Here is a 19,524-nt window from a genome sequence, read left to right on the forward strand (position 1 = left end):
CAAAAGGCGGCGGGTCGGATTCCGGTCGGACGGCGGGCGGGTCCGGTCAGATGGTGGGCGTGAAGTTGTTCAGGACGGTGGTGAACTGCCGCAGGCTGTCGCGCCAGTCCTTCTCCGGCCCGGACACGTACACCATGAACGCCGTCCCGTCGGCGCGCCGGAACTCGACCTCCTTGGCGTGGCGGCGGGCGTCCTTGGCGCCGAAGCTGAACTCCCACACCGCCGCCTCCTGCCCCTTGATCTTGGCGGTGTCGAGGCTGGTGCGCTGGTAGTCGGTGAGGCTCTTGCTGAGCGAGCCCTCCATCTGCAGGAAGTGGTCCTCGGGCGCGAGCGGCTGGCCGACCATCACCGCGAACAGCAGGAAGTGCTCCTGCTTGTCGGGCGTGTAGTAGATCTGCCCGCCGTCCTTCTCGGTGCGCACCCAGGTGCCGTTGGTGGGCAGCAGGAAGCGGAACCCGGCCGGGTCGTCCTTCCAGGTGTACCCGGCGGGCGCGGGCGCGCCGCTGGGCAGCGGGCTGTCGCTGGGCAGCGGGTTGTCCCCGGTGGGGAGCGGGGCGGGCGGGGTCGGTTCGGGCGCGACCACCGGCGTCCCGCGGTGCTGGTGCAGGTAGTACGCGCCGCCGCCCGCCCCGGCCAGCAGCAGCGCGCCGACCAGCGTCCACAGCACCGCCCGGCCGCGCCGGCGCCGGGGCGCCGGAACGGGAGCGGCGGCCGGAACGGGAGCGGGCGCGGGCACGGGCACGGGCACGGCCGGCTGCACCGGGGTGCGGACCGGCTCGGTGACCGGCTCGGCCACCGCGGCGGCGGCCGCCGCGGCAGCGGCCTCGGCCGCGGCCGTCTCCGTGGTCCGGTCGACCACCGGGACGACCTGGGTGGGCAGCCGCGGCTCCCCGGCCTGCTCGGGGACCCGGATGCTGACGGTGTGCCCGTCGGCGACCTCGCGCAGCATCCGGCCGGCCTCGTCGGCGCCGGGCCGCTCGGCCGGGTCCTTGGCCATCAGCGCGGCCAGCACCGGTCCGAGCCCGGCGGCCCGGCGCGGTTCGGGCAGCGGCTCGTCGACCACCGCGGTGAGCGTGCTGAGCGGGTTGTCCCGGCGGAACGGCGACTCGCCCTCGACCGCGTGGTACAGCGTCGCGCCGAGCGCCCACAGGTCGGAGGCCGGTCCGGGCCGCTGGCCCTGGGCCCGCTCCGGGGCCAGGTAGTCGGGCGAGCCGACCAGGTCGCCGGGGCGGGTGATGTCCATCGCGCCCTCGAACTTGGCGATGCCGAAGTCGAGCAGCACGGCCCGCCCGGTGCCGTGCTCCAGCAGCACGTTGGCGGGCTTGACGTCGCGGTGCAGCACCCCCAGCTGGTGACCGCGGTGCAGGGCGGCGAGCACCTGGAGGCCGACGCCGGCGGCCTCCCGGGGCGTCAGGGTGCCGTCCTGGTTGATCACGTCGGACAGCGCGCGGCCGTCCACCAGCTCCATCACGATCCACGGCCGGCCGTCCTGCTCCAGCACGTCGTGGATGGTGATCACGCCCGGGTGCTTGATCCGGGCCGCGGCCCGGGCCTCGCGCTTCATCCGGGTCTGGAGCATCTCCAGGTCCTCCTCCGAGAGGTGGCTGACCGTCAGCTCCTTGACGGCCACCTCCCGGTCCAGCATCTCGTCCCTGGCACGCCAGACGGTCCCCATCCCGCCGCGTCCCAGACGCTCGCCGAGCGCGTAACGCCCGGCCAGCAGACGGCCTGTCGACTGGTCCTGTGCGCCCATGACCGTCCCCCCCTTCATTCCCCCACCGCCGGTCGGACGGGGTCCTGGCAGACCGTGTGCCTGCTCGCACCGACGGTTCAGGAGGCAAGCCTAGGCTGCCCGGCGCCCGCCGGGAATCGCGCCCCGGCCTCCGCATCGCACGGTGACCGGGCGCTCTCAGCCCGCGACCGCGACGATCACCCCGATCGCCGCGCACAGCAGCACCAGCACGCCCGCCAGCACCAGCGGCCCGAGCAGTTTCGGCGGCACCCGCGGCGGGCGGGCCGGGCCCTGACGGTCCGTCGGCCGGGCCGGGCGGCGGCCGCCGCGCGGCCGCGGCACCAGCGGACCGGCCTCCGGGCGGGGCACCGGCAGCAGCGGCCCGGGCGGGCCGTCCAGGCCCGGTTCGGGCGCGAACGCCAGCAGGTCGCGCAGTTCCCGCTGCACGGCGGCCGCGTCGGGCCGGGCCGCGGCGTCCGGCCGCAGCAGCCGCTCGACCAGCGGCCGCAGCGGGCCGCAGCCGTCCGCGGGGTGGTGCTGCCCGTCCCGGACGGCCGCCAGCAGCGTCGGCAGGTCGTGCTCCGGGTAGGGGCCGTGGCCGGTCAGCAGCCGGTACAGCAGCACGCCCAGCGCCCAGGTGTCGGCGGGGGCGCCCGCGTCGATCGCCCAGCGCTCGGCGAGCGGTCCGAGCATCAGCGCCCGGGTCTCGTACACCCGGCGCGGCACCTCGCCGCCGAGCGCCGCGCACAGCTCCTCCTCGGCGGCGCCCAGCAGCAGCCCGCCGAGCATCGCCGCGCCGTCCTCGCAGACCAGCACCGTGCGCAGGGTCAGGTTCCCGTGCGTCAGACCGGCCTCGTGCACCGCCCGCAGGGCGCCCGCCAGGTCCGCGCCGATCTCCGCCACCCGGTACGGCGAGACGGGGCCGTTGCCGGCCAGCCGCTCCAGCGGCACCCCGCTCACCGCCTCCTCGGCGACCCACAGCACCTCGTCCTCCGGGCCCGCCGCGAGCCCGCGCAGCAGCCGCGGGTGCGCGGCGGCGGCCGCCGCGACCTGCGCGACCCGGGCGGTCAGCCGCGGCCCGTACGACGGCGCGGGCGCCCCCACCGGGTGCCCGGGCACCAGCAGTTCGGGCAGTTCCAGCCCGAACAGCCGCACCCGCGCCCCGCTCTGGACGTCCACCGCGGGAAGGCCGACCTCCCCCTCCGAACGGTCCGTCACCCGGTACCGCCCGGCCACCACTTGACCCGGCTCCGCTCGCATGCCTGTTCCTCACGCCGTCGTCCCGCCAGCGTACGGCCCCCGGCCGCCGCGACCTACGGCGCGGGCTGGAAGCTCTCGAAGGCGATCCGGCGGGCCAGCGAGCCGTCCGGGGCCGACCAGACCTCCTCGGGCATGGTCCAGTAGATCGCGTACCCGTACTTGCCGTTGCCGGTGACGAAGCCGCGGTTGAGCGAGTGCAGCAGGGTGCCGGTCTTGCCGGTGTAGGTCCACTCCCAGTCGGCGGCGTTGGCCCAGTCCCGGTAGGAGACGGCCTCCACCCGGACCTTGCGGTAGTTGGTCATCCTGGCGTTGCGGTCGGACTCCTGCCAGTCCTTCAGGGCGCTCGCCCCGGCCGGGGACTGCCAGTCGACGACCAGCCGCAGCCCGCGGCCCTCGAAGCGCCGGCTGGTGGCGCGGTAGTCCGGCCCCTGGTCGGACATCCAGTCGGGCAGCGCGATGCTGAACCCGGACTTGTCCTTGTACACCGCGTACCCGGCCGGGAGCTGCCCGGGCGACAGCACCGGCGACGGGTCCGCGGCGGCCGGCGCCGAGGGCGAGCCGTCGGCCGACGGGCTCGCGGACGCCTCCGCCGAGGGCGGGCCGGCCGGCGCGGACGCCGCGGCCGCCGGGGACGCCTGGTCCGCGGCGGCCGCGCCGCCGCCGTGGCCGCGGGGCCAGAACACCACCAGCGCCGCGATCAGCGCGAGCGCCGCGACCGCCGCCGCCCCGGCCAGCAGCGCCCGCCGCCGCGAGCCGAACGGCCCGCCCGCAGGCGGCACTTCGGCCTTCCGCGCGGGCCCGGCGGCCGGCCCGGCGGCCGGTTCCGCGGTCGGCGCCGCGGCCGGTTCCGGCCCGGGCTCCGGCGGCTTCGGGACGGCCACCGTCTCGGCCTCCGGCAGCGGCTTGCCGGCCGCGATCAGTTCGAGCAGCGGCCGGGCGGCGTCGGCGTCCATCCGCTTCGCCGGGTCCTTCTCCAGCAGGCCCTCGATGACGCCGCGCAGCGGCCCGGCGTTGCGCGGCTCCGGCAGCGGCTCGGTCATCACCGCGGTGAGGGTGGCCAGTGCGTCGCCCCGGTCGTACGGCGGGACGCCCTCGACCATCGCGTACAGCGTGCCGCCCAGCGACCACAGGTCGGAGGGCGGTCCGGGCAGCTTGCCGCGGGCCCGCTCGGGGGCGATGTAGGAGGGCGCGCCGACCAGCATGCCGGTGGAGGTGATGGAGGTGTCGCCCTCGACGCTGGCGATGCCGAAGTCGGTGAGCACGGTCCGCCCGTCCTCGCCGATCAGCACGTTGGACGGCTTGACGTCGCGGTGCAGGATGCCCTGGCGGTGCGCGGCGCCGAGCACCCCGAGCAGGTCGAGGGCGATCCTCGCGGCCCGTTCGGGGGCGAGCGGGCCGTCCTCGGCGACCACGTCGGCCAGCGAGCGGCCGGCCACCAGCTCCATCACGATCCACGGCCGGTCGTCCTCCTCGACCACGTCGAAGACGGTGACGGCCGCGGTGTGCCGGATCCGGGCGGTGGCCTTGGCCTCGCGCAGGGTGCGGACCACCAGCCGGTGCTTCTCGATCTCGTCGACGGTGCCGGTCATCCGCAGTTCCTTGACCGCGACGATCCGGCCCAGCATCTCGTCCTCGGCCCGCCAGACGGTGCCCATGCCGCCGCGCCCGAGCACCTCGCCGAGCCGGTAGCGGTCCGCCAGCAGTCGGCCGGTCGGTTCCTGCGGCTGCGTCATCGGTGCGCTCTCCCCATGGTGTTGCGGCCCTCGGCGGGCACCCCGGCCGTGACCTGACGGCATGTCGGACCGCCGGGGGCGGCGGTCGCACGCCGGAGCCCCCATCATCCCCTGTCCCGCCCCGGCCCGGCCACCCGCCCCCGGTCCGACCGGCCGGTGACCTCCGGGTGTCTCCCCGGCGTACGGACGCCGCAGGGCCCCCGCCGGTTGCGGCGGGGGCCCTGCGGCCTGCTGACGGGAGCTCAGCGAGGCGTCACCGGCCGGGGTTGACCGTGACCTCGACCCGCTGGAACTCCTTGAGCTCGGTGTAGCCGGTGGTGGCCATCGCCCGGCGCAGCGCGCCGAACAGGTTCATCGTGCCGTCGGGGGTGTGCGACGGGCCGGCCAGGATCTGCTCGGTGGTGCCGACGGTGCCCAGGTGCACCCGCTTGCCGCGCGGCAGCTCCTCGTGGACGGCCTCCATGCCCCAGTGGTAGCCCCGGCCGGGCGCGTCGGTGGCGCGGGCCAGCGCGGCGCCGATCATCACCGCGTCCGCGCCGCAGGCGACGGCCTTCGGGATGTCACCGCTGTAGCCGACGCCGCCGTCCGCGATCACGTGCACGTACCGGCCGCCGGACTCGTCCATGTAGTCGCGGCGGGCGGCCGCGACGTCCGCGACGGCGGTGGCCATCGGGACCTGGATGCCCAGCACGTTGCGGGTGGTGTGCGCGGCGCCGCCGCCGAAGCCCACCAGCACGCCGGCCGCGCCGGTGCGCATCAGGTGCAGCGCGGCGGTGTAGGTGGCGCAGCCGCCGACGATCACCGGCACGTCCAGCTCGTAGATGAACTGCTTGAGGTTCAGCGGCTCGGCCGCGCCCGACACGTGCTCGGCCGACACCGTGGTGCCGCGGATCACGAACACGTCGACGCCCGCGTCCACCACGGCCTTGGAGAACTCGGCGGTGCGCTGCGGCGAGAGCGCGGCGGCGGTCACGACGCCCGAGTCACGGACCTCCTTGATCCGCTCCTTGATCAGCTCGGCCTTGATCGGCTCCGCGTACACCTCCTGCAGGCGCCGGGTCGCCGCCGCCTCGTCGGTGATCGCGGCGATCTCCTCCAGCAGCGGCCGCGGGTCCTCGTACCGCGTCCACAGCCCCTCCAGGTTCAGCACGCCCAGGCCGCCCAGCTGCCCGATCGCGATGGCCTGCTGCGGCGACACCACGCTGTCCATCGGCGCCGCCAGGAACGGCAGTTCGAACCGGTAGGCGTCGATCTGCCAGGCGATCGAGACCTCCTTCGGGTCACGCGTACGGCGGCTGGGGACGACGGCGATGTCGTCGAAGGAGTACGCCCGGCGGCCGCGCTTGCCTCGCCCGATCTCGATCTCAGTCACTTCGAGCCCTTCTGCTGCTTTCCATCTCCCGACCGGGTCCCCCCGGCCACGCCCTCAAGTATCCCGTACTCGCCCCCACCTGCCCCGCCAGGGGCGCGCCCGGCCCCGGACAGCACGGGACCGCCCGGCCGCGGTCCTCCGCGGCCGGGCGGTCCCGGTGGGCTCAGCGCGCGTTGTAGTTCGGCGCCTCGACCGTCATCTGGATGTCGTGCGGGTGGCTCTCCTTGAGGCCCGCCGAGGTGATCCGGACGAACCGCCCCTTGGTCTGCATCTCCTCGATGCTGGCCGCGCCCACGTACCCCATGGTCTGCCGCAGGCCGCCGACCAGCTGGAACAGCACCGCGGACAGCGGGCCGCGGTAGGGCACCTGGCCCTCGATGCCCTCGGCGATCAGCTTCTCGTCCGAGGAGACCTCGGCCTGGAAGTAGCGGTCCTTGGAGAAGGACTTCGCCTGCCCGCGGGTCTGCATCGCGCCCAGCGAGCCCATGCCGCGGTACGACTTGAACTGCTTGCCGTTGATGAAGAGCAGCTCGCCGGGCGACTCCTCGCAGCCGGCCAGCAGCGAGCCGAGCATCACGGTGTCGGCGCCGGCGCACAGCGCCTTGCCGATGTCGCCGGAGTACTGCAGGCCGCCGTCGCCGATGATCGGGACGCCCGCGTCCTGGCAGGCCTGGGCGGCCTCGTAGATCGCGGTGACCTGCGGGACGCCGACGCCGGCGACGACGCGGGTGGTGCAGATCGAGCCGGGGCCGACGCCGACCTTCACGCCGTCCACGCCGGCGTCGAGCAGCGCCTGGGCGCCGTCCCGGGTGGCGACGTTGCCGCCGACGACGTCCACCGGCACGGCGGCCTTGATCTTGGAGATCCAGGACAGCGCGTTGTGCGAGTGCCCGTGCGAGGTGTCGACGACCAGGAAGTCCACGCCCGCGCCGACCAGCGCCTGGGCGCGGTCGAAGGCCTCGGCGGAGGCGCCGACGGCGGCACCCACCAGCAGCCGGCCCTCGGCGTCCTTGGCGGCGTTCGGGTACTTCTCGGCCTTGACGAAGTCCTTGACGGTGATCAGGCCCTTGATCCGGCCCTCGTCGTCGACCAGCGGCAGCTTCTCGATCTTGTGGCGGCGCAGCAGCGCGACCGCGTCCTCGCCGGAGATGCCGACCTTGCCGGTGATCAGCGGCATCGGCGTCATGATGTCGCCGACCTTGCGGCTGCGGTCGGTCTCGAAGGCCATGTCGCGGTTGGTGACGATGCCCAGCAGCTTGCCCTCGGCCGTGGCCACCGGCACGCCGGAGATCCGGAACCGGGCGCACAGCGCGTCGGCCTCGGCCAGCGTGGCCTCCGGGCCGACCGTGATCGGGTCGGTGACCATGCCGGACTCGGAGCGCTTCACCAGGTCGACCTGGTTGACCTGGTCCTCGATCGACAGGTTCCGGTGCAGGACGCCGACGCCGCCCTGGCGGGCCATCGCGATCGCCATCCGGGACTCGGTGACCTTGTCCATCGCGGCCGACAGCAGCGGGATGTTGACCCGCACGTTCCGGGAGATCCGCGAGGAGGTGTCGACCTGGTTGGGCAGCACCTCGGAGGCCCCGGGCAGCAGCAGGACGTCGTCGTACGTGAGTCCGAGCATGGCGAACTTCTCGGGTACGCCGGCGGCGTTGTAAGACATGGGGAACCTTCCGTGGCGGGCCGTCGTTCTGCGCACGGGCGCCCGGCTGTCATCGGCCGCCAAGGCGCCCGATGCTCTGGAGGAACCTCCAACGGAACCCCGCGCGCACCGGAGAAACTTTGGCGACCCGACCAGGCGCCGATACCCCATGGTACTGGTGACCCGGGGTAGGTCGTCGCGCCCTCTTGACAACACCCGACGGCCCGCGCTTCTTCCGCGGGCCGGACACCCGGGGCCGGGTCAGCCGCTCTCCTCCGCCAGCGCCCGCAGCCGGGACAGCGCCCGGTGCTGGGCGACCCGCACCGCGCCCGGGGACATCCCGAGCACCTCGCCGGTCTCCTCCGCCGACAGCCCGTCCGCCACCCGCAGCAGCACCAGCTCGCGCTGCCGGGCCGGCAGGTAGGACAGCAGCTCCTTGATCCACTCGGCGTCGCTGGACAGCAGCGCCCGCTCCTCCGGGCCGAGCGAGTCGTCCGGGGTCTCCGGCAGGTCGTCCGGCGGGATCACGGTCGAACCGGGCCCGCGCATCGCGGCCCGCTGCAGGTCGGCGATCTTGTGCGCGGCGATCCCGTACACGAAGGCCTCGAACGGGCGCCCGGTGTCCCGGTAGCGGGGCAGCGCGCAGAGCACCGCGACGCACACCTCCTGGGCCACGTCGTCCACGTGGTGCCGGGCCCCGCCGGGCAGCCGCACCAGCCGGCCGCGGCAGTACCGCAGCGCGAGCGGGAGCACGTAGCCGAGCAGCGCCTCGATCGCCGGGCCGTCCCCGCGGACCGCTGCCGCGACCAGTTCGGCCACCTCGGGCGACGTCCCCGCACCGAGGACGGGCGGGCGGACCGCCGCCCCCGACGGACCGTCGGATCCGGTCACCGGACCGCCCGGTGCCGACGACGGATCGGCAGCCGCACCCTCGGGGGCGGGCTGCACCGGGTCGGGCCCGGCGGCCTCCTCGTCGTCACGCATCGGTCCATGGTGCCTGGTCGGGCCGGAAAACGCGGCACCGCGTCCGGACTTGTGCATCGGAACGTTATCCGTCGCCGCGTGCACCGTGCCGCCTCCCCTGCCTGTCCGCTGGTCCCCGAGGTGCTCCACTACTCCATGGTGCAGCCTCGGGACCACAACGTCACACGTCCGAGCGAGCGCAGTTCGCGCGCCCGCTCAGCGGACCAGGCCCCAACGGAAGCCCAGCGCCACCGCGTGCGCGCGGTCCGAGGCGCCCAACTTCTTGAACAGCCGCCTGGCGTGCGTCTTCACGGTGTCCTCGGACAGGAACAGCTCGCGGCCGATCTCGGCGTTGGAGCGGCCGTGGCTCATCCCCTCCAGCACCTGGATCTCACGGGCCGTCAGGGTCGGTGCGGCGCCCATGTCCGGGCTGCGCAGCCGGCGCGGGGCGAGCCGCCAGGTCGGGTCGGCCAGCGCCTGGGTGACGGTGGCCCGCAGCTCGGCGCGCGAGGCGTCCTTGTGCAGGTAGCCGCGGGCCCCGGCGGCGACCGCGAGGGCCACCCCGTCCAGGTCCTCGGCGACGGTGAGCATGATGATCCGGGCGCCCGGGTCGGCCGACAGCAGCCGGCGGACCGTCTCCACCCCGCCGAGGCCGGGCATCCGGACGTCCATCAGAACGAGATCGGAACGGTCGGCCACCCAGCGGCGGAGGACCTCCTCACCGTTCGTCGCAGTGGTCACCCGGTCCACGCCGGGCACGGTCGCCACCGCACGGCGAAGCGCCTCCCGGGCGAGCGGGGAATCGTCGCAGACGAGTACGGATGTCATGACCGTCGTCCTCCGCAGCTGATCCGCGTCACGTTGAGCCTCCTGGCTGGTACGAACCTCTCCGACACGGCCCCCGGACGGACCCGTCCCGATCGCCTCGCTGCGCGACCGTTCCCTGTCCTGCGCCCGCTGACCGCCTCCGTACATCCAACGACCGTCACTCGAATGAGTTACGGCCTCACGTCCATATCCACCACTGTACGTGGCCGACCCATCACAGAAGAGCCACCTCGCGGTGCACACGCCGCACTTTTGTGCAGCTCGCGCGCGGTGCCCGCGCCGCGCACGCCCTCCGCGGAGGGCCCGCGCCCGGTCGGGCACCCGATCGGTGCAGCAATCGGGTTCAAACCTCTTGCCCCGTTTGTCCGTTTTTATAGCTTCTGTCAGGTCATTGACTGATTCGTCGGACTGTGGGTGACTTGTCCGTGTAGTTGGCGTAAGTCATATTTCCAGGTGTCCGTACCGGCCCCGTGCAGCCTCGCCGCAGCAGTCGCAGCCGAGCCGCCAGGTCCCGAGCCATGAAGGGAATGAGCCATGGCAGATTTCTCCCGCCTCCCCGGCCCCAACGCAGACCTCTGGGACTGGCAGCTCTCCGCCGCCTGCCGCGGCGTCGACAGCTCGCTGTTCTTCCACCCCGAGGGCGAGCGCGGCGCGGCCCGAACCTCCCGCGAGACGAGCGCCAAAGAGGTCTGCATGCGCTGCCCGGTCCGCACCCAGTGCGCGGCCCACGCCCTGGCCGTCCGCGAGCCCTACGGGGTCTGGGGCGGCATGACCGAGGACGAACGCGAGGAGCTGCTCGGCCGCTCCCGCAACCGCCTGGCCGAAGTCCCGCTGGCGATGCCGCAGACCATCCGCCGCTGAACCCCCGCCCCGCCGCGGCCGTCCCCGCCGCAGCGGCCCGCACCACGCGGACGCGTCGCCCGCCCGTCCCCGGCCGGCGCCGCGCTCAGCGGGCGGCGGCCGACGCCGCGAGCTGGTCCAGCATCAGCGCCACCGCCGGAACCTCCGCCAGGTCCGGCAGGGTCAGCGCCACCACCTCGCGCCGGGCCGGCTCGCCCGACGCCACCCGCACCGGCACCGCCGCCACCCCGGGGTGCCGCACCGACTCCAGCGCCAGCCCCGGCAGCACCGCCACCCCCAGGCCCGCGCCGACCAGGCCCACCACCGCCGGGTAGTCGTCGGTGGCGAACTCGATCGCCGGCGCGAAGCCCGCGTCCGTGCACAGCTCCACCAGGTGCCCCCGGCACTGCGGACAGCCCGCGATCCACTGCTCCCCCGCCAGCTCCGCCAGGTCCACCGGGTCGCCCTCGCCCCGGCCCGCCAGCGGGTGCCCGGCCGGCACCAGGCCCACCAGCGGATCGTCCAGCAGCGGGCGCACCACCAGTTCCGTCCAGTCGTTCGCGGCCGCCGTCGCCGCCGCCTCCAGCGCCGCCTCGGCCCGCGCCTCGCGCAGCGTCGCGTGCGGGGACGGCAGGCTCAGCCCGCCCTGCGAGTCCGGGTAGCGGAACGCCAGCGCGACCTCGCACTCGCCGCCCCGCAGCATCGCCAGCGCCTGGGTCGGCTCCGCCTCCACCAGCGAGACCCGCACCCCCGGGTGCGCCGCCCGCACCTGCGCCACCGACCGCGGCACCAGCGTCGAACTCGCCGTCGGGAACGAGACCAGCCGCACCCGCCCGGCCCGCAGCCCGGCGATCGCCGCGACCTCCTCCTCGGCCGCCGACAGCCCCGCGAGGATCCCGTCCGCGTGCCGCAGCAGCACCCGCCCGGCCTCGCTCAACTGCATCTCCCGCCCCGACCGCACCACCAGCGGGGTGTCCACCGCCTTCTCCAGCGCCTTCATCTGCTGGCTCACCGCGGGCTGCGTGCACCCCAGTTCGCGCGCCGCGGCGGAGAACGACCCGGTCCGGGCGACGGCGTGCAGGACGCGGAGGTGGCGGGCTTCGATCACGCCGTCAACTGTAAGGGGAGCCGGAAAACACCAGGGCCCGAGAGACTGCGAAAGCGGGGGCGCGGGGAACTGCGCGCCCGGCCCGGCACCGCCCGCGGCCGGCGACGTGCCTCCGGCCTCACCCGCCCCGCTCCACGCGAAGGGGCGCGAGGCCCCGGCGGCCCGAGCCCGGCACCACGGGGGTGCCCGGCCGGTCGCGCAGTTCCTCGCGCCCCTTCAGTGCCTGGCGGCTAGCCGTTTCAGTGGCTGTGGCCGTGGCCGCCGTGCGAGTGGCCGTGGCCCGCGGCCTCCTCCTCTTCCTTCTTCTCCACCACGAGGGTCTCGGTGGTGAGCAGCAGGGAGGCGATGGAGGCGGCGTTCTCCAGGGCGGAGCGGGTGACCTTGACCGGGTCGATGACGCCGGCCTTGACCAGGTCGCCGTACTCGCCGGTGGCGGCGTTGTAGCCCTGGCCGGCCTCCAGCTCGGCGACCTTGGAGGTGATGACGTAGCCCTCCAGGCCGGCGTTCTGGGCGATCCAGCGCAGCGGCTCGGCGAGCGCCTTGCGGACGACGGCGACACCGGTGGCCTCGTCGCCGGACAGGCCGAGGCCGTCCGCCAGGACCTTCGCGGCGTGGACGAGCGAGGCGCCGCCGCCGGCGACGATGCCCTCCTCGACCGCGGCGCGGGTCGCCGAGATGGCGTCCTCCAGGCGGTGCTTGCGCTCCTTGAGCTCGACCTCGGTGGCCGCGCCGACCTTGATCACGCAGACGCCGCCGGCCAGCTTGGCGAGGCGCTCCTGGAGCTTCTCGCGGTCCCAGTCGGAGTCGGTGTTGGCGATCTCGGCCTTGATCTGGGCGACCCGGCCCGCGACCTCGGCGGAGTCGCCGGCGCCGTCGACCACGATGGTCTCGTCCTTGGTGACGGTGATCCGGCGGGCGGTGCCGAGCACGTCCAGGCCGACCTGGTCGAGCTTGAGGCCGACCTCCTCGGAGACGACCTGGCCGCCGGTGAGGGTGGCGATGTCGCCGAGGATCGCCTTGCGGCGGTCGCCGAAGCCGGGGGCCTTGACCGCGACCGCGTTGAAGGTGCCGCGGATCTTGTTGACCACCAGGGTGGAGAGGGCCTCGCCGTCGACGTCCTCGGCGATGATCAGCAGCGGGCGGGAGCCGCCGGCCTGCAGGACCTTCTCCAGCAGCGGCAGGAGCTCCTGGATGGAGGAGATCTTGCCCTGGTTGATCAGGACGTACGGGTCCTCCAGGACGGCTTCCTGGCGCTCCGCGTCGGTGACGAAGTACGGCGACAGGTAGCCCTTGTCGAACTGCATGCCCTCGGTGAACTCGAGCTCGACGCCGAAGGTGTTGGACTCCTCGACGGTGATCACACCGTCCTTGCCGACCTTGTCGATCGCCTCGGCGATCAGCTCGCCGACCTGGGCGTCCTGGGCGGAGAGGGAGGCGACGGCGGCGATGTCGTCCTTGCCCTCGATCTCGCGGGCCACCGAGAGCAGGTGCTCGGAGACGGCGGCGACGGCCTTGTCGATGCCCTTCTTCAGGGCGGCCGGGCCGGCGCCGGCGGCGACGTTGCGCAGGCCCTCGTTGACCAGGGCCTGGGCCAGCACGGTGGCGGTGGTGGTGCCGTCGCCCGCGACGTCGTTGGTCTTGGTGGCGACCTCCTTGACCAGCTGCGCGCCGAGGTTCTCGTACGGGTCGTCGAGCTCGACCTCGCGGGCGATGGTCACACCGTCGTTGGTGATGGTGGGGGCGCCGAACTTCTTGTCGATGACGACGTTGCGGCCCTTGGGGCCGATGGTCACCTTGACGGTGTCGGCCAGCTTGTTGACACCGCGCTCCAGCGAGCGGCGGGCGTCCTCGTCGAACTGCAGGGTCTTCGCCATGGTCCCGTTTCCTCAGGGGTAGGTCTGCGTACGTGGAGCAACAACCGCGCCCCGGGCCCCTGTCGGTGCGACACGGATCCGGGGCGGGCTGGGACGTCTTACTGCGCGGACGTCTTACTTCTCGATGATCGCGAGGACGTCGCGGGCCGAGAGGACGAGGTACTCCTCGCCCTGGTACTTCACCTCGGTGCCGCCGTACTTCGAGTACAGGACGATGTCACCGACGGCGACGTCGAGCGGCAGACGCTGGCCGTCCTCGAAGCGGCCCGGGCCGACGGCCAGGACGACGCCCTCCTGGGGCTTCTCCTTGGCGGTGTCCGGGATCACCAGGCCGGAGGCGGTGGTGGTCTCGGCGTCGAGCGGCTGGACCACGATGCGGTCCTCGAGCGGCTTGATGGCAACCTTGCTGCTGGTGGTCACGTCCGAGCTCCCCTTCGGAGATTACGGGGTTGTCTAACAGGTAGGTGGCGACTTCTGCGCGCCCGCCGTCGCGGGGGTCGGACACGCTTCATCGCGTTAGCACTCTCCCTGGGGGGAGTGCCAGGAACGACCTTAGGACGCCGTTAGCACTCAGTCAACCAGAGTGCCAACGACGTCGTGTCGGATTCGCGCCCGCCACCCGCCGCACGCCCCCCGGGAACGGGTACCCGCGCCGGACGGAGCTGAGCCCGGGTACTCAGGCGGTACACCAACGGCCCGGCCAGGATGGGCACATGACGACGATTCGACGCCCCGCCGGCCGGGACGCGCTGCACGCGACGTGGCTGCTGGCGCTGGAGGTGCTGGCGCTGGCCCAGTTCCCCCAACTGCTGACCATGCTGAGGTTCAGCTACGCGTACGTGGCCGATCCGTCGGTCTTCGGCCTGCCGGGGCAGCTGGTCGGGGGCTTCCTGCTGGTGGGCGGCCTGGGCCTGCTGGGCGCCGTACCGGTGCTGCTGGCGACCGGTGTGCTGGTGTCGCGCCGCCTGGGCCTGCGGCTCGCACCGGCGGCGCTGCTGGCGGGGCTGCCGCTGGGGGTCCTGCTGGCCTTCTCGCCGCTGGCGCCGCGCTGAGCACGGGCCCGCGCGGGTTGAGTAGCGGCACTCAGGCGGTGCGCCGATCCCCTTGCCACGCTGGGCACATGACGACGATTCGACCGTCCGTGCGGCGGGACGCGTTCCACGCGGTGTGGCTGCTGGCCCTGGTGGTGCCGCTGCTGATGGCGGTCCCGTACCTGTTCGTGGTGGGCGTGTTCGGCCTGGCCGTGATGTCCGAGCCGGACGGGACCGGCGACGGGGCGGGCTCGGCGGTGGCGGTGTGCGGGCTGCTCCTGCTGCTGGCGGTGGCCGTGCCGGTGCTGGCGACGGCGCTGACCGCCCGGCGGGGGTACCGGATCGCGCCGCTCTCGCTGTGGACGGCGGGCCCGGTGCTGGCGGTGGCGCTGTCCTCGGTGGTCGGGCTCTGAGCACCGGCGCCGGGCGGGGACAATGGCCCGGTGGAGATCGAGTCGTTCCGGGCGCTGCTGACCGAGCAGGGGCAGGCGCTGCTGGCCGAGTTGCGGGGGTTCACGGCGGCCGGGGAGCTGGCGCTGGCGACCAGGCTGCGGCGGGAGTACCCGGCGGAACTGGTGCGGGCGGCGTTCGAGCAGGCCCGGCTGCGGCAGCGGGCGGAGGCGAAGTTCGGGGCGGACGCCGCTTCGATGTACTTCACCCAGCACGGGGTGGAGCAGGCCACCCGGCGGTCGGTCGCCGAGTGGCGGGCGGGCCGGTTCGCGGCGCTGGGGGTGCGGCGGCTGGCCGACCTGTGCTGCGGGATCGGCGGGGACGCCGTCGCGCTGGCCCGGGCCGGGATCGCGGTGCTGGCGGTCGACCGGGACGGGCTGACCTGCGAGGTGGCCCGGGCGAACGCGGCGGCGCTGGGCGTGGCCGACCTGGTGGAGGTCCGGCAGGCGGACGTCGCGGAGGTCGACACGGCGGGCTTCGACGCGGTGTTCACCGACCCGGCGCGGCGCACCTCGCGCGGCCGGGTGTTCGACCCCGAGGCGTACTCGCCGCCGCTGTCCTGGGCGGTGGAGGCGGCCCGCGGCGCCCCGTTCGGCGCGCTGAAGGTGGCGCCGGGCATCCCGCACGAGCTGGTGCCGGAGGGCGCCGAGGCGGAGTGGGTCTCGGACCGGGGCGAGGTGAAGGAGGCGGTGCTGTGGTTCGGCACGGACGCCGCCGAGCCGTACCGGGCGACGCTGCTGCCGGGCCCGCACTCGCTGTCCGGCGGCGCGCTGCCGGCCCCGCCGGTGGGCCCGGTGGGGCGCTACCTGTACGAGCCGGACGGGGCGGTGATCCGGGGCCGGATGGTGGCGGAGGTGGTGGCCGCGGTGGGCGGGCGGCTGATCGACCCGATGATCGCGTACGTCACCTCGGACGAGCTGCGGCCGACCCCGTACGCGCAGGCGTACGAGCTCACCGACGTGCTGCCGTTCCAGGTGAAGCGGTTGAAGGCGTTGGTGAAGGAGCGCCGGATCGGCACCCTGGTGGTCAAGAAGCGCGGGGCGTCGGTCGTCCCGGAGGAGTTGCGGCGGCAGGTGAAGCCGGCCGGGCCGAACGCGGTGACGGTGATCGTGGCCCGCACCGCGGCCGGCCCGGTGATGATGCTGGGTCAGCCGGTCGGCTTGGCGATGTAGTCGTCGAGGCGGGCGACCGCGAAGCCCTGTTCCTGGATCCGGGAGAGCAGTTCGCCGAACATCTGGGTCATGGTCTCGCCCTTGAGCTCGGACGGGCCGCGGAAGTGGGCGAGGATGATGTCGCCGTTCTTCAGCTTCTTGTCGGCGGCCTGGTACTGCATGTCGTGGATCTGCATGGATTCCCGCCACAGCACGACGGCGCGCGGCCCGCACTCTTGGACGGCGGTGTTCAGGGTGGGGGTGTTGGCGCCGTCGCCGTAGGGCGGGCGGAACAGGTACGGGGCGGTGCCGTACTGCTCGGTGAGGGCCGCCTGGTCGTCGCAGACCTGCGACTTCTGCTGGGCGGCGGTGAGCTTGCTCATCACCGGGTGGCTGACGGTGTGGTTCTGGATGCTGTTGCCGAGCGCCTGCAGCGGCTTGAAGTAGCCGTAGTCGCCCTTCACGATGTCCTTGGTCAGGAACATCGTGATCGGGACCTTGAGTTCGGTGAGCATCTCGACGAACTTCGGGTCCTTCTCGGCCCCGTCGTCGATGGTGATGAACACGACCTTGTCGGAGGTCGGGACTTCGCTGAACACCGGCACCTGGCCGGACTTGGTCAGCTTGATCGGGCGGTCGGCGGGCGGCGCGGGCGCCTTGGGCATCGGCTTGAGGCCCCACTTGGCCCAGGCGGCCTCGGGCACCGCGTCCTGGGCCGGGGAGGCGGACCCGCCGGCGGACGGCGAGCCGGCCGCGGAGGACGCCGCGGCGGGCTTGGCCGGGGCGGCGGACGTCCCGGCCGGGGCCGGGTCGCTCCCGCAGCCGCTCGCCGCCAGCAGCACGGCCAGCGCGCCCGCCCCGTACCCGATCCGCTCCCGCATGCCCACCGGTGCCCCCGTCGCCTCTGCTGCTTCTACACGCGTGTCGATGTTCAGGACGCAGGGTACCGGTTCGGCGGTTGCCTACCCGGCATCCGTGCGGGTGAAGGTCCAGCGGTGCACCGGGCGGGCCAGCAGCTCGGCGGGCGGCTCGGGCACCGGCTGCGGCTCGCCCGTCCACAGCGCGATCAGCAGCACCCGCTCGCCCGGCGCGGTGAACAGCTCGACCCGCTCCAGGCCGGCCGCGCCGCGCACCGCGGGCAGCGCGGACTCCCGGGCCCAGGCGTGCAGTTCGGCGCCCCGGCCGTCCGCCGCCCGGGCCTCCCACATGGCCGCCAGGGTCACTTCAGGGCCTCGTGCGCGTGCGCGTGGAAGCTGCCGTGCTCGCCCGGGACGTGGGTCTCGGTGACCGGCAGCGAGGAGTCCGCCGACAGGTCGAAGGAGGACGGGGTGCGGTTCCGCCAGACCATCTCGGCGCCGAGCGCGGCCACCATCGCGCCGTTGTCGGTGCACAGGCCGGGCCGCGGCACCCGCAGCACGATGCCCGCCTTGTCGCAGCGCTGCTGGGCCATCTCGCGCAACCGCGAGTTGGCGGCCACGCCGCCGCCGATCATCAGGTGGTCGACGTCGTTGTCCTTGCAGGCCCGGACGGCCTTGCGGGTCAGCACGTCGGTGACCGCCTCCTGGAAGGACGCGGCGACGTCCGCCACCGGCACCGGCTCGCCGGCCCGCCGCCTGGCCTCCACCCAGCGCGCCACGGCGGTCTTCAGGCCGGAGAACGAGAAGTCGTACGCCGGGTCCCCGGCGTTGTTCAGCCCGCGCGGGAAGGCGATCGCCTTCCCGTCGCCCTCCCTGGCCATCCGGTCCACCACCGGCCCGCCCGGGAAGCCCAGCCCGAGCACCCGCGCCACCTTGTCGAACGCCTCGCCCGCCGCGTCGTCGATGGTCGCGCCCAGCGGCCGCACGTCGGCGGTGATGTCGCCGCTGAGCAGCAGCGAGGAGTGCCCGCCGGAGACCAGCAGCGCCATCGTCGGCTCGGGCAGCCGGCCGTGCTCCAGCTGGTCCACGCAGATGTGCGAGGCCAGGTGGTTGACGCCGTACAGCGGCTTGTCCAGCGCCCACGCGTACGCCTTGGCGGCGCTGACGCCGACCAGCAGCGCGCCCGCCAGGCCGGGGCCCGCGGTGACGGCGATGCCGTCCAGGTCGCTCGCCTTCACCCCGGCGGTGTCCAGCGCCCGGCGGATGGTCGGGACCATCGCCTCCAGGTGCGCCCGGCTGGCGATCTCCGGGACGACGCCGCCGTAGCGGGCGTGGTCGTTGACGCTGGAGGCGACCGCGTCGGCCAGCAGGGTGGTGCCGCGGACGATGCCGACGCCGGTCTCATCGCAGGAGGTCTCGATGCCGAGGACGAGGGGTTCGTCAGCCATTGTGATGATCCTTCAGATCGCTTGCGTCGCTTGCCAGGTGGTCCAGACGCATCACCAGTGCGTCCACGTTGGCGGGCTGGTAGTAGCCCCGCCGGATCCCGACCGGCTCGAACCCGAACCGCTCGTACAACCGCTGCGCCCGGAGGTTGTCCACCCGCACCTCCAGCAGCAGCTCGGCGCAGCCGCGCCGGACCGACTCCCCGACCAGCTCGGTCAGCAGCATCGTCCCGAGCCCCGCCCCCTGCCGGTCGGCGTCCACCGCGATGGTCTGCACGTCGCTGTCCGGCCCGACCGCCATCAGCCCGGCGTACCCGACGACCGCCCCGCCCCGGTCGACGGCCACCACGTAGTGCCGGCTCCCGCCGGGGAACGCCTCCGCCAGCTCCGACCAGTACATGCCCCGCGACCACGCGTCCTCGGGGAACAGCCGGTGCTCCAGCACCATGACGGCCTCGATGTCCCACCACCGCATGGGCCGCAGCGCGTACTCAGCCACGCCGGCCGCCCGCCCGTCCGGGAGCGCCGGTCACGCCGGAAGCACCGCCTTGTAGCCCGCCGGGACCTGCGCGTCCGGCCGCCGCAGGTACAGCGGCGCGTTCGGCAGCAGCTCCCGGCCGGCGGCCAGCTCGCGGACCGCGAAGTCGGCCAGCGCGCCCGCCGAGACGTGCTCGGGGCCGCTCGCCGCGGGCAGTCCGTACAGCAGGGCGCCGGCGCCGACCGTCCGCTCGCCGGGGTCGGTCTCGGCCGGGCGGTCCACCGCGGGGCCGCCGGTCCGGGTGCCGTCCGCGGCGTAGGAGGCCCAGTAGACCTCCTTGCGCCGGGCGTCGGTGGCCACCGTGAACGCCCCCGTCAGGCCCTCGGTGCGGGCCTGGTGGGCGATCGCGTCGAGGGTGCAGACGCCGTGCACGGGCAGGCCGAGCGCGTCGCCGAGGGCGGCGGCGGTGACCAGGCCGACCCGCAGGCCGGTGTACGGGCCGGGGCCGACGCCGACCGCGAGGCCGGTCAGGTCGCGCTTGTCCGCTCCGGCGGCGCGCAGCACGGCCGCGATGGTGGGCAGCAGCAGTTCGCCGTGCCGGCGGGCGTCGACCTCGTAGGACTCGGCGAGCACCCGCTCTCCGTCGTGGACGGCGGCGGTGACGGCGGGGGTGGCGGTGTCGAAGGCGAGGAGGAGCACGGGTCCAAGGTTAGAGGGTCCGGCGCGGGGCCCGTGCGACCCGGTCCGGCCGGAACAC

19 protein-coding genes are annotated in these 19,524 nt (G+C 74.2%); 4 read left to right on the forward strand and 15 right to left on the reverse strand.

Annotation, left to right across the window (positions count from 1 at the left end):
• Nucleotides 1–46: 46 nt before the first annotated feature.
• The 7 genes from IH44_RS0100680 to IH44_RS0100710 all read right to left on the reverse strand — a co-directional run bounded on the left by IH44_RS0100680 (nt 47) and on the right by IH44_RS0100710 (nt 9,533).
• Entirely contained in the window at nt 47–1,753 is a 1,707-nt protein-coding gene (locus IH44_RS0100680; RefSeq protein ID WP_030457370.1) for a serine/threonine-protein kinase, read from the reverse strand.
• A gap of 156 nt (nt 1,754–1,909) precedes the next feature.
• Entirely contained in the window at nt 1,910–2,992 is a 1,083-nt protein-coding gene (locus IH44_RS0100685; RefSeq protein ID WP_107066450.1) for a protein kinase, read from the reverse strand.
• 53 nt (nt 2,993–3,045) lie between these two features.
• Nucleotides 3,046–4,725 carry a serine/threonine-protein kinase gene (locus IH44_RS0100690; protein WP_030457372.1) on the reverse strand — a complete coding sequence of 560 codons (1,680 nt, stop codon included), beginning with the start codon at nt 4,723–4,725 and terminating at the stop codon, nt 3,046–3,048.
• 253 nt (nt 4,726–4,978) lie between these two features.
• On the reverse strand, nt 4,979–6,097 hold the full coding sequence (locus IH44_RS0100695; RefSeq protein WP_030457373.1) for a GuaB3 family IMP dehydrogenase-related protein: 1,119 nt from the start codon (nt 6,095–6,097) through the stop codon (nt 4,979–4,981).
• 163 nt (nt 6,098–6,260) lie between these two features.
• Entirely contained in the window at nt 6,261–7,763 is a 1,503-nt protein-coding gene (gene guaB, locus IH44_RS0100700; RefSeq protein ID WP_030457374.1) for an IMP dehydrogenase, read from the reverse strand.
• A 240-nt stretch (nt 7,764–8,003) separates the two neighbouring features.
• Nucleotides 8,004–8,726 (reverse strand): RNA polymerase sigma factor ShbA, encoded by a 723-nt coding sequence (gene shbA, locus IH44_RS0100705; protein WP_081966661.1) that lies wholly within the window; start codon nt 8,724–8,726, stop codon nt 8,004–8,006.
• A gap of 195 nt (nt 8,727–8,921) precedes the next feature.
• Nucleotides 8,922–9,533 (reverse strand): response regulator transcription factor, encoded by a 612-nt coding sequence (locus tag IH44_RS0100710; protein WP_014136228.1) that lies wholly within the window; start codon nt 9,531–9,533, stop codon nt 8,922–8,924.
• A 534-nt stretch (nt 9,534–10,067) separates the two neighbouring features.
• Between IH44_RS0100710 and IH44_RS0100715 the strand changes: the two genes are divergently transcribed.
• Nucleotides 10,068–10,394: a WhiB family transcriptional regulator gene (locus IH44_RS0100715; RefSeq protein ID WP_030457376.1), complete on the forward strand. Its 327-nt coding sequence runs from the start codon at nt 10,068–10,070 to the stop codon at nt 10,392–10,394.
• A gap of 85 nt (nt 10,395–10,479) precedes the next feature.
• On the opposite strand, the gene IH44_RS0100720 is transcribed toward IH44_RS0100715, so the two are convergent.
• From IH44_RS0100720 to groES, 3 genes are all read right to left on the reverse strand, one after another.
• Nucleotides 10,480–11,481, reverse strand: a complete 1,002-nt coding sequence (locus tag IH44_RS0100720; protein WP_030457377.1) for a LysR family transcriptional regulator — start codon at nt 11,479–11,481, stop codon at nt 10,480–10,482.
• Nucleotides 11,482–11,720: 239 nt separating this feature from the next.
• Nucleotides 11,721–13,355 (reverse strand): chaperonin GroEL, encoded by a 1,635-nt coding sequence (groL, locus tag IH44_RS0100725; RefSeq protein ID WP_030457378.1) that lies wholly within the window; start codon nt 13,353–13,355, stop codon nt 11,721–11,723.
• 114 nt (nt 13,356–13,469) lie between these two features.
• Nucleotides 13,470–13,775, reverse strand: coding sequence for a co-chaperone GroES (groES, locus tag IH44_RS0100730; protein ID WP_014136232.1), 306 nt, complete (start codon nt 13,773–13,775; stop codon nt 13,470–13,472).
• Between the two features lie 293 nt (nt 13,776–14,068).
• Here groES and IH44_RS0100735 point away from each other — a divergent pair, with 293 nt between their 5' ends.
• The 3 genes from IH44_RS0100735 to IH44_RS0100745 all read left to right on the forward strand — a co-directional run bounded on the left by IH44_RS0100735 (nt 14,069) and on the right by IH44_RS0100745 (nt 16,008).
• Nucleotides 14,069–14,407, forward strand: a complete 339-nt coding sequence (locus IH44_RS0100735) for a hypothetical protein (protein WP_030457379.1) — start codon at nt 14,069–14,071, stop codon at nt 14,405–14,407.
• Between the two features lie 68 nt (nt 14,408–14,475).
• Nucleotides 14,476–14,799, forward strand: coding sequence for a hypothetical protein (locus tag IH44_RS0100740; protein WP_157852045.1), 324 nt, complete (start codon nt 14,476–14,478; stop codon nt 14,797–14,799).
• 30 nt (nt 14,800–14,829) lie between these two features.
• Nucleotides 14,830–16,008 carry a class I SAM-dependent methyltransferase gene (locus IH44_RS0100745; protein ID WP_030457381.1) on the forward strand — a complete coding sequence of 393 codons (1,179 nt, stop codon included), beginning with the start codon at nt 14,830–14,832 and terminating at the stop codon, nt 16,006–16,008.
• Here the strand turns inward: IH44_RS0100745 and IH44_RS0100750 are convergent.
• From IH44_RS0100750 to tsaB, 5 genes are all read right to left on the reverse strand, one after another.
• Entirely contained in the window at nt 15,984–16,868 is an 885-nt protein-coding gene (locus tag IH44_RS0100750; RefSeq protein WP_030457382.1) for a polysaccharide deacetylase family protein, read from the reverse strand. The two genes, IH44_RS0100745 and IH44_RS0100750, sit on opposite strands and share 25 nt — an antisense overlap.
• A gap of 81 nt (nt 16,869–16,949) precedes the next feature.
• Nucleotides 16,950–17,195, reverse strand: a complete 246-nt coding sequence (locus tag IH44_RS0100755; protein ID WP_369794872.1) for a hypothetical protein — start codon at nt 17,193–17,195, stop codon at nt 16,950–16,952.
• 11 nt (nt 17,196–17,206) lie between these two features.
• Nucleotides 17,207–18,292 carry a tRNA (adenosine(37)-N6)-threonylcarbamoyltransferase complex transferase subunit TsaD gene (gene tsaD / locus IH44_RS0100760; protein ID WP_030457384.1) on the reverse strand — a complete coding sequence of 362 codons (1,086 nt, stop codon included), beginning with the start codon at nt 18,290–18,292 and terminating at the stop codon, nt 17,207–17,209.
• Complete coding sequence (rimI, locus tag IH44_RS0100765; protein ID WP_030457385.1) at nt 18,285–18,764, reverse strand: ribosomal protein S18-alanine N-acetyltransferase; 480 nt, start codon at nt 18,762–18,764, stop codon at nt 18,285–18,287. Before rimI ends, tsaD begins: the two co-directional genes overlap by 8 nt.
• Nucleotides 18,765–18,818: 54 nt before the next feature.
• The gene (tsaB, locus tag IH44_RS0100770) at nt 18,819–19,466 is read right to left on the reverse strand and encodes a tRNA (adenosine(37)-N6)-threonylcarbamoyltransferase complex dimerization subunit type 1 TsaB (protein ID WP_030457386.1); all 648 of its coding nucleotides are present in this window, start codon (nt 19,464–19,466) and stop codon (nt 18,819–18,821) included.
• Nucleotides 19,467–19,524 lie beyond the last annotated feature (58 nt).

The sequence above is a fragment of the Kitasatospora sp. NRRL B-11411 genome, assembly GCF_000721345.1.
In the GTDB taxonomy this organism is placed as follows: Bacteria; Actinomycetota; Actinomycetes; order Streptomycetales; family Streptomycetaceae; genus Kitasatospora; species Kitasatospora cineracea.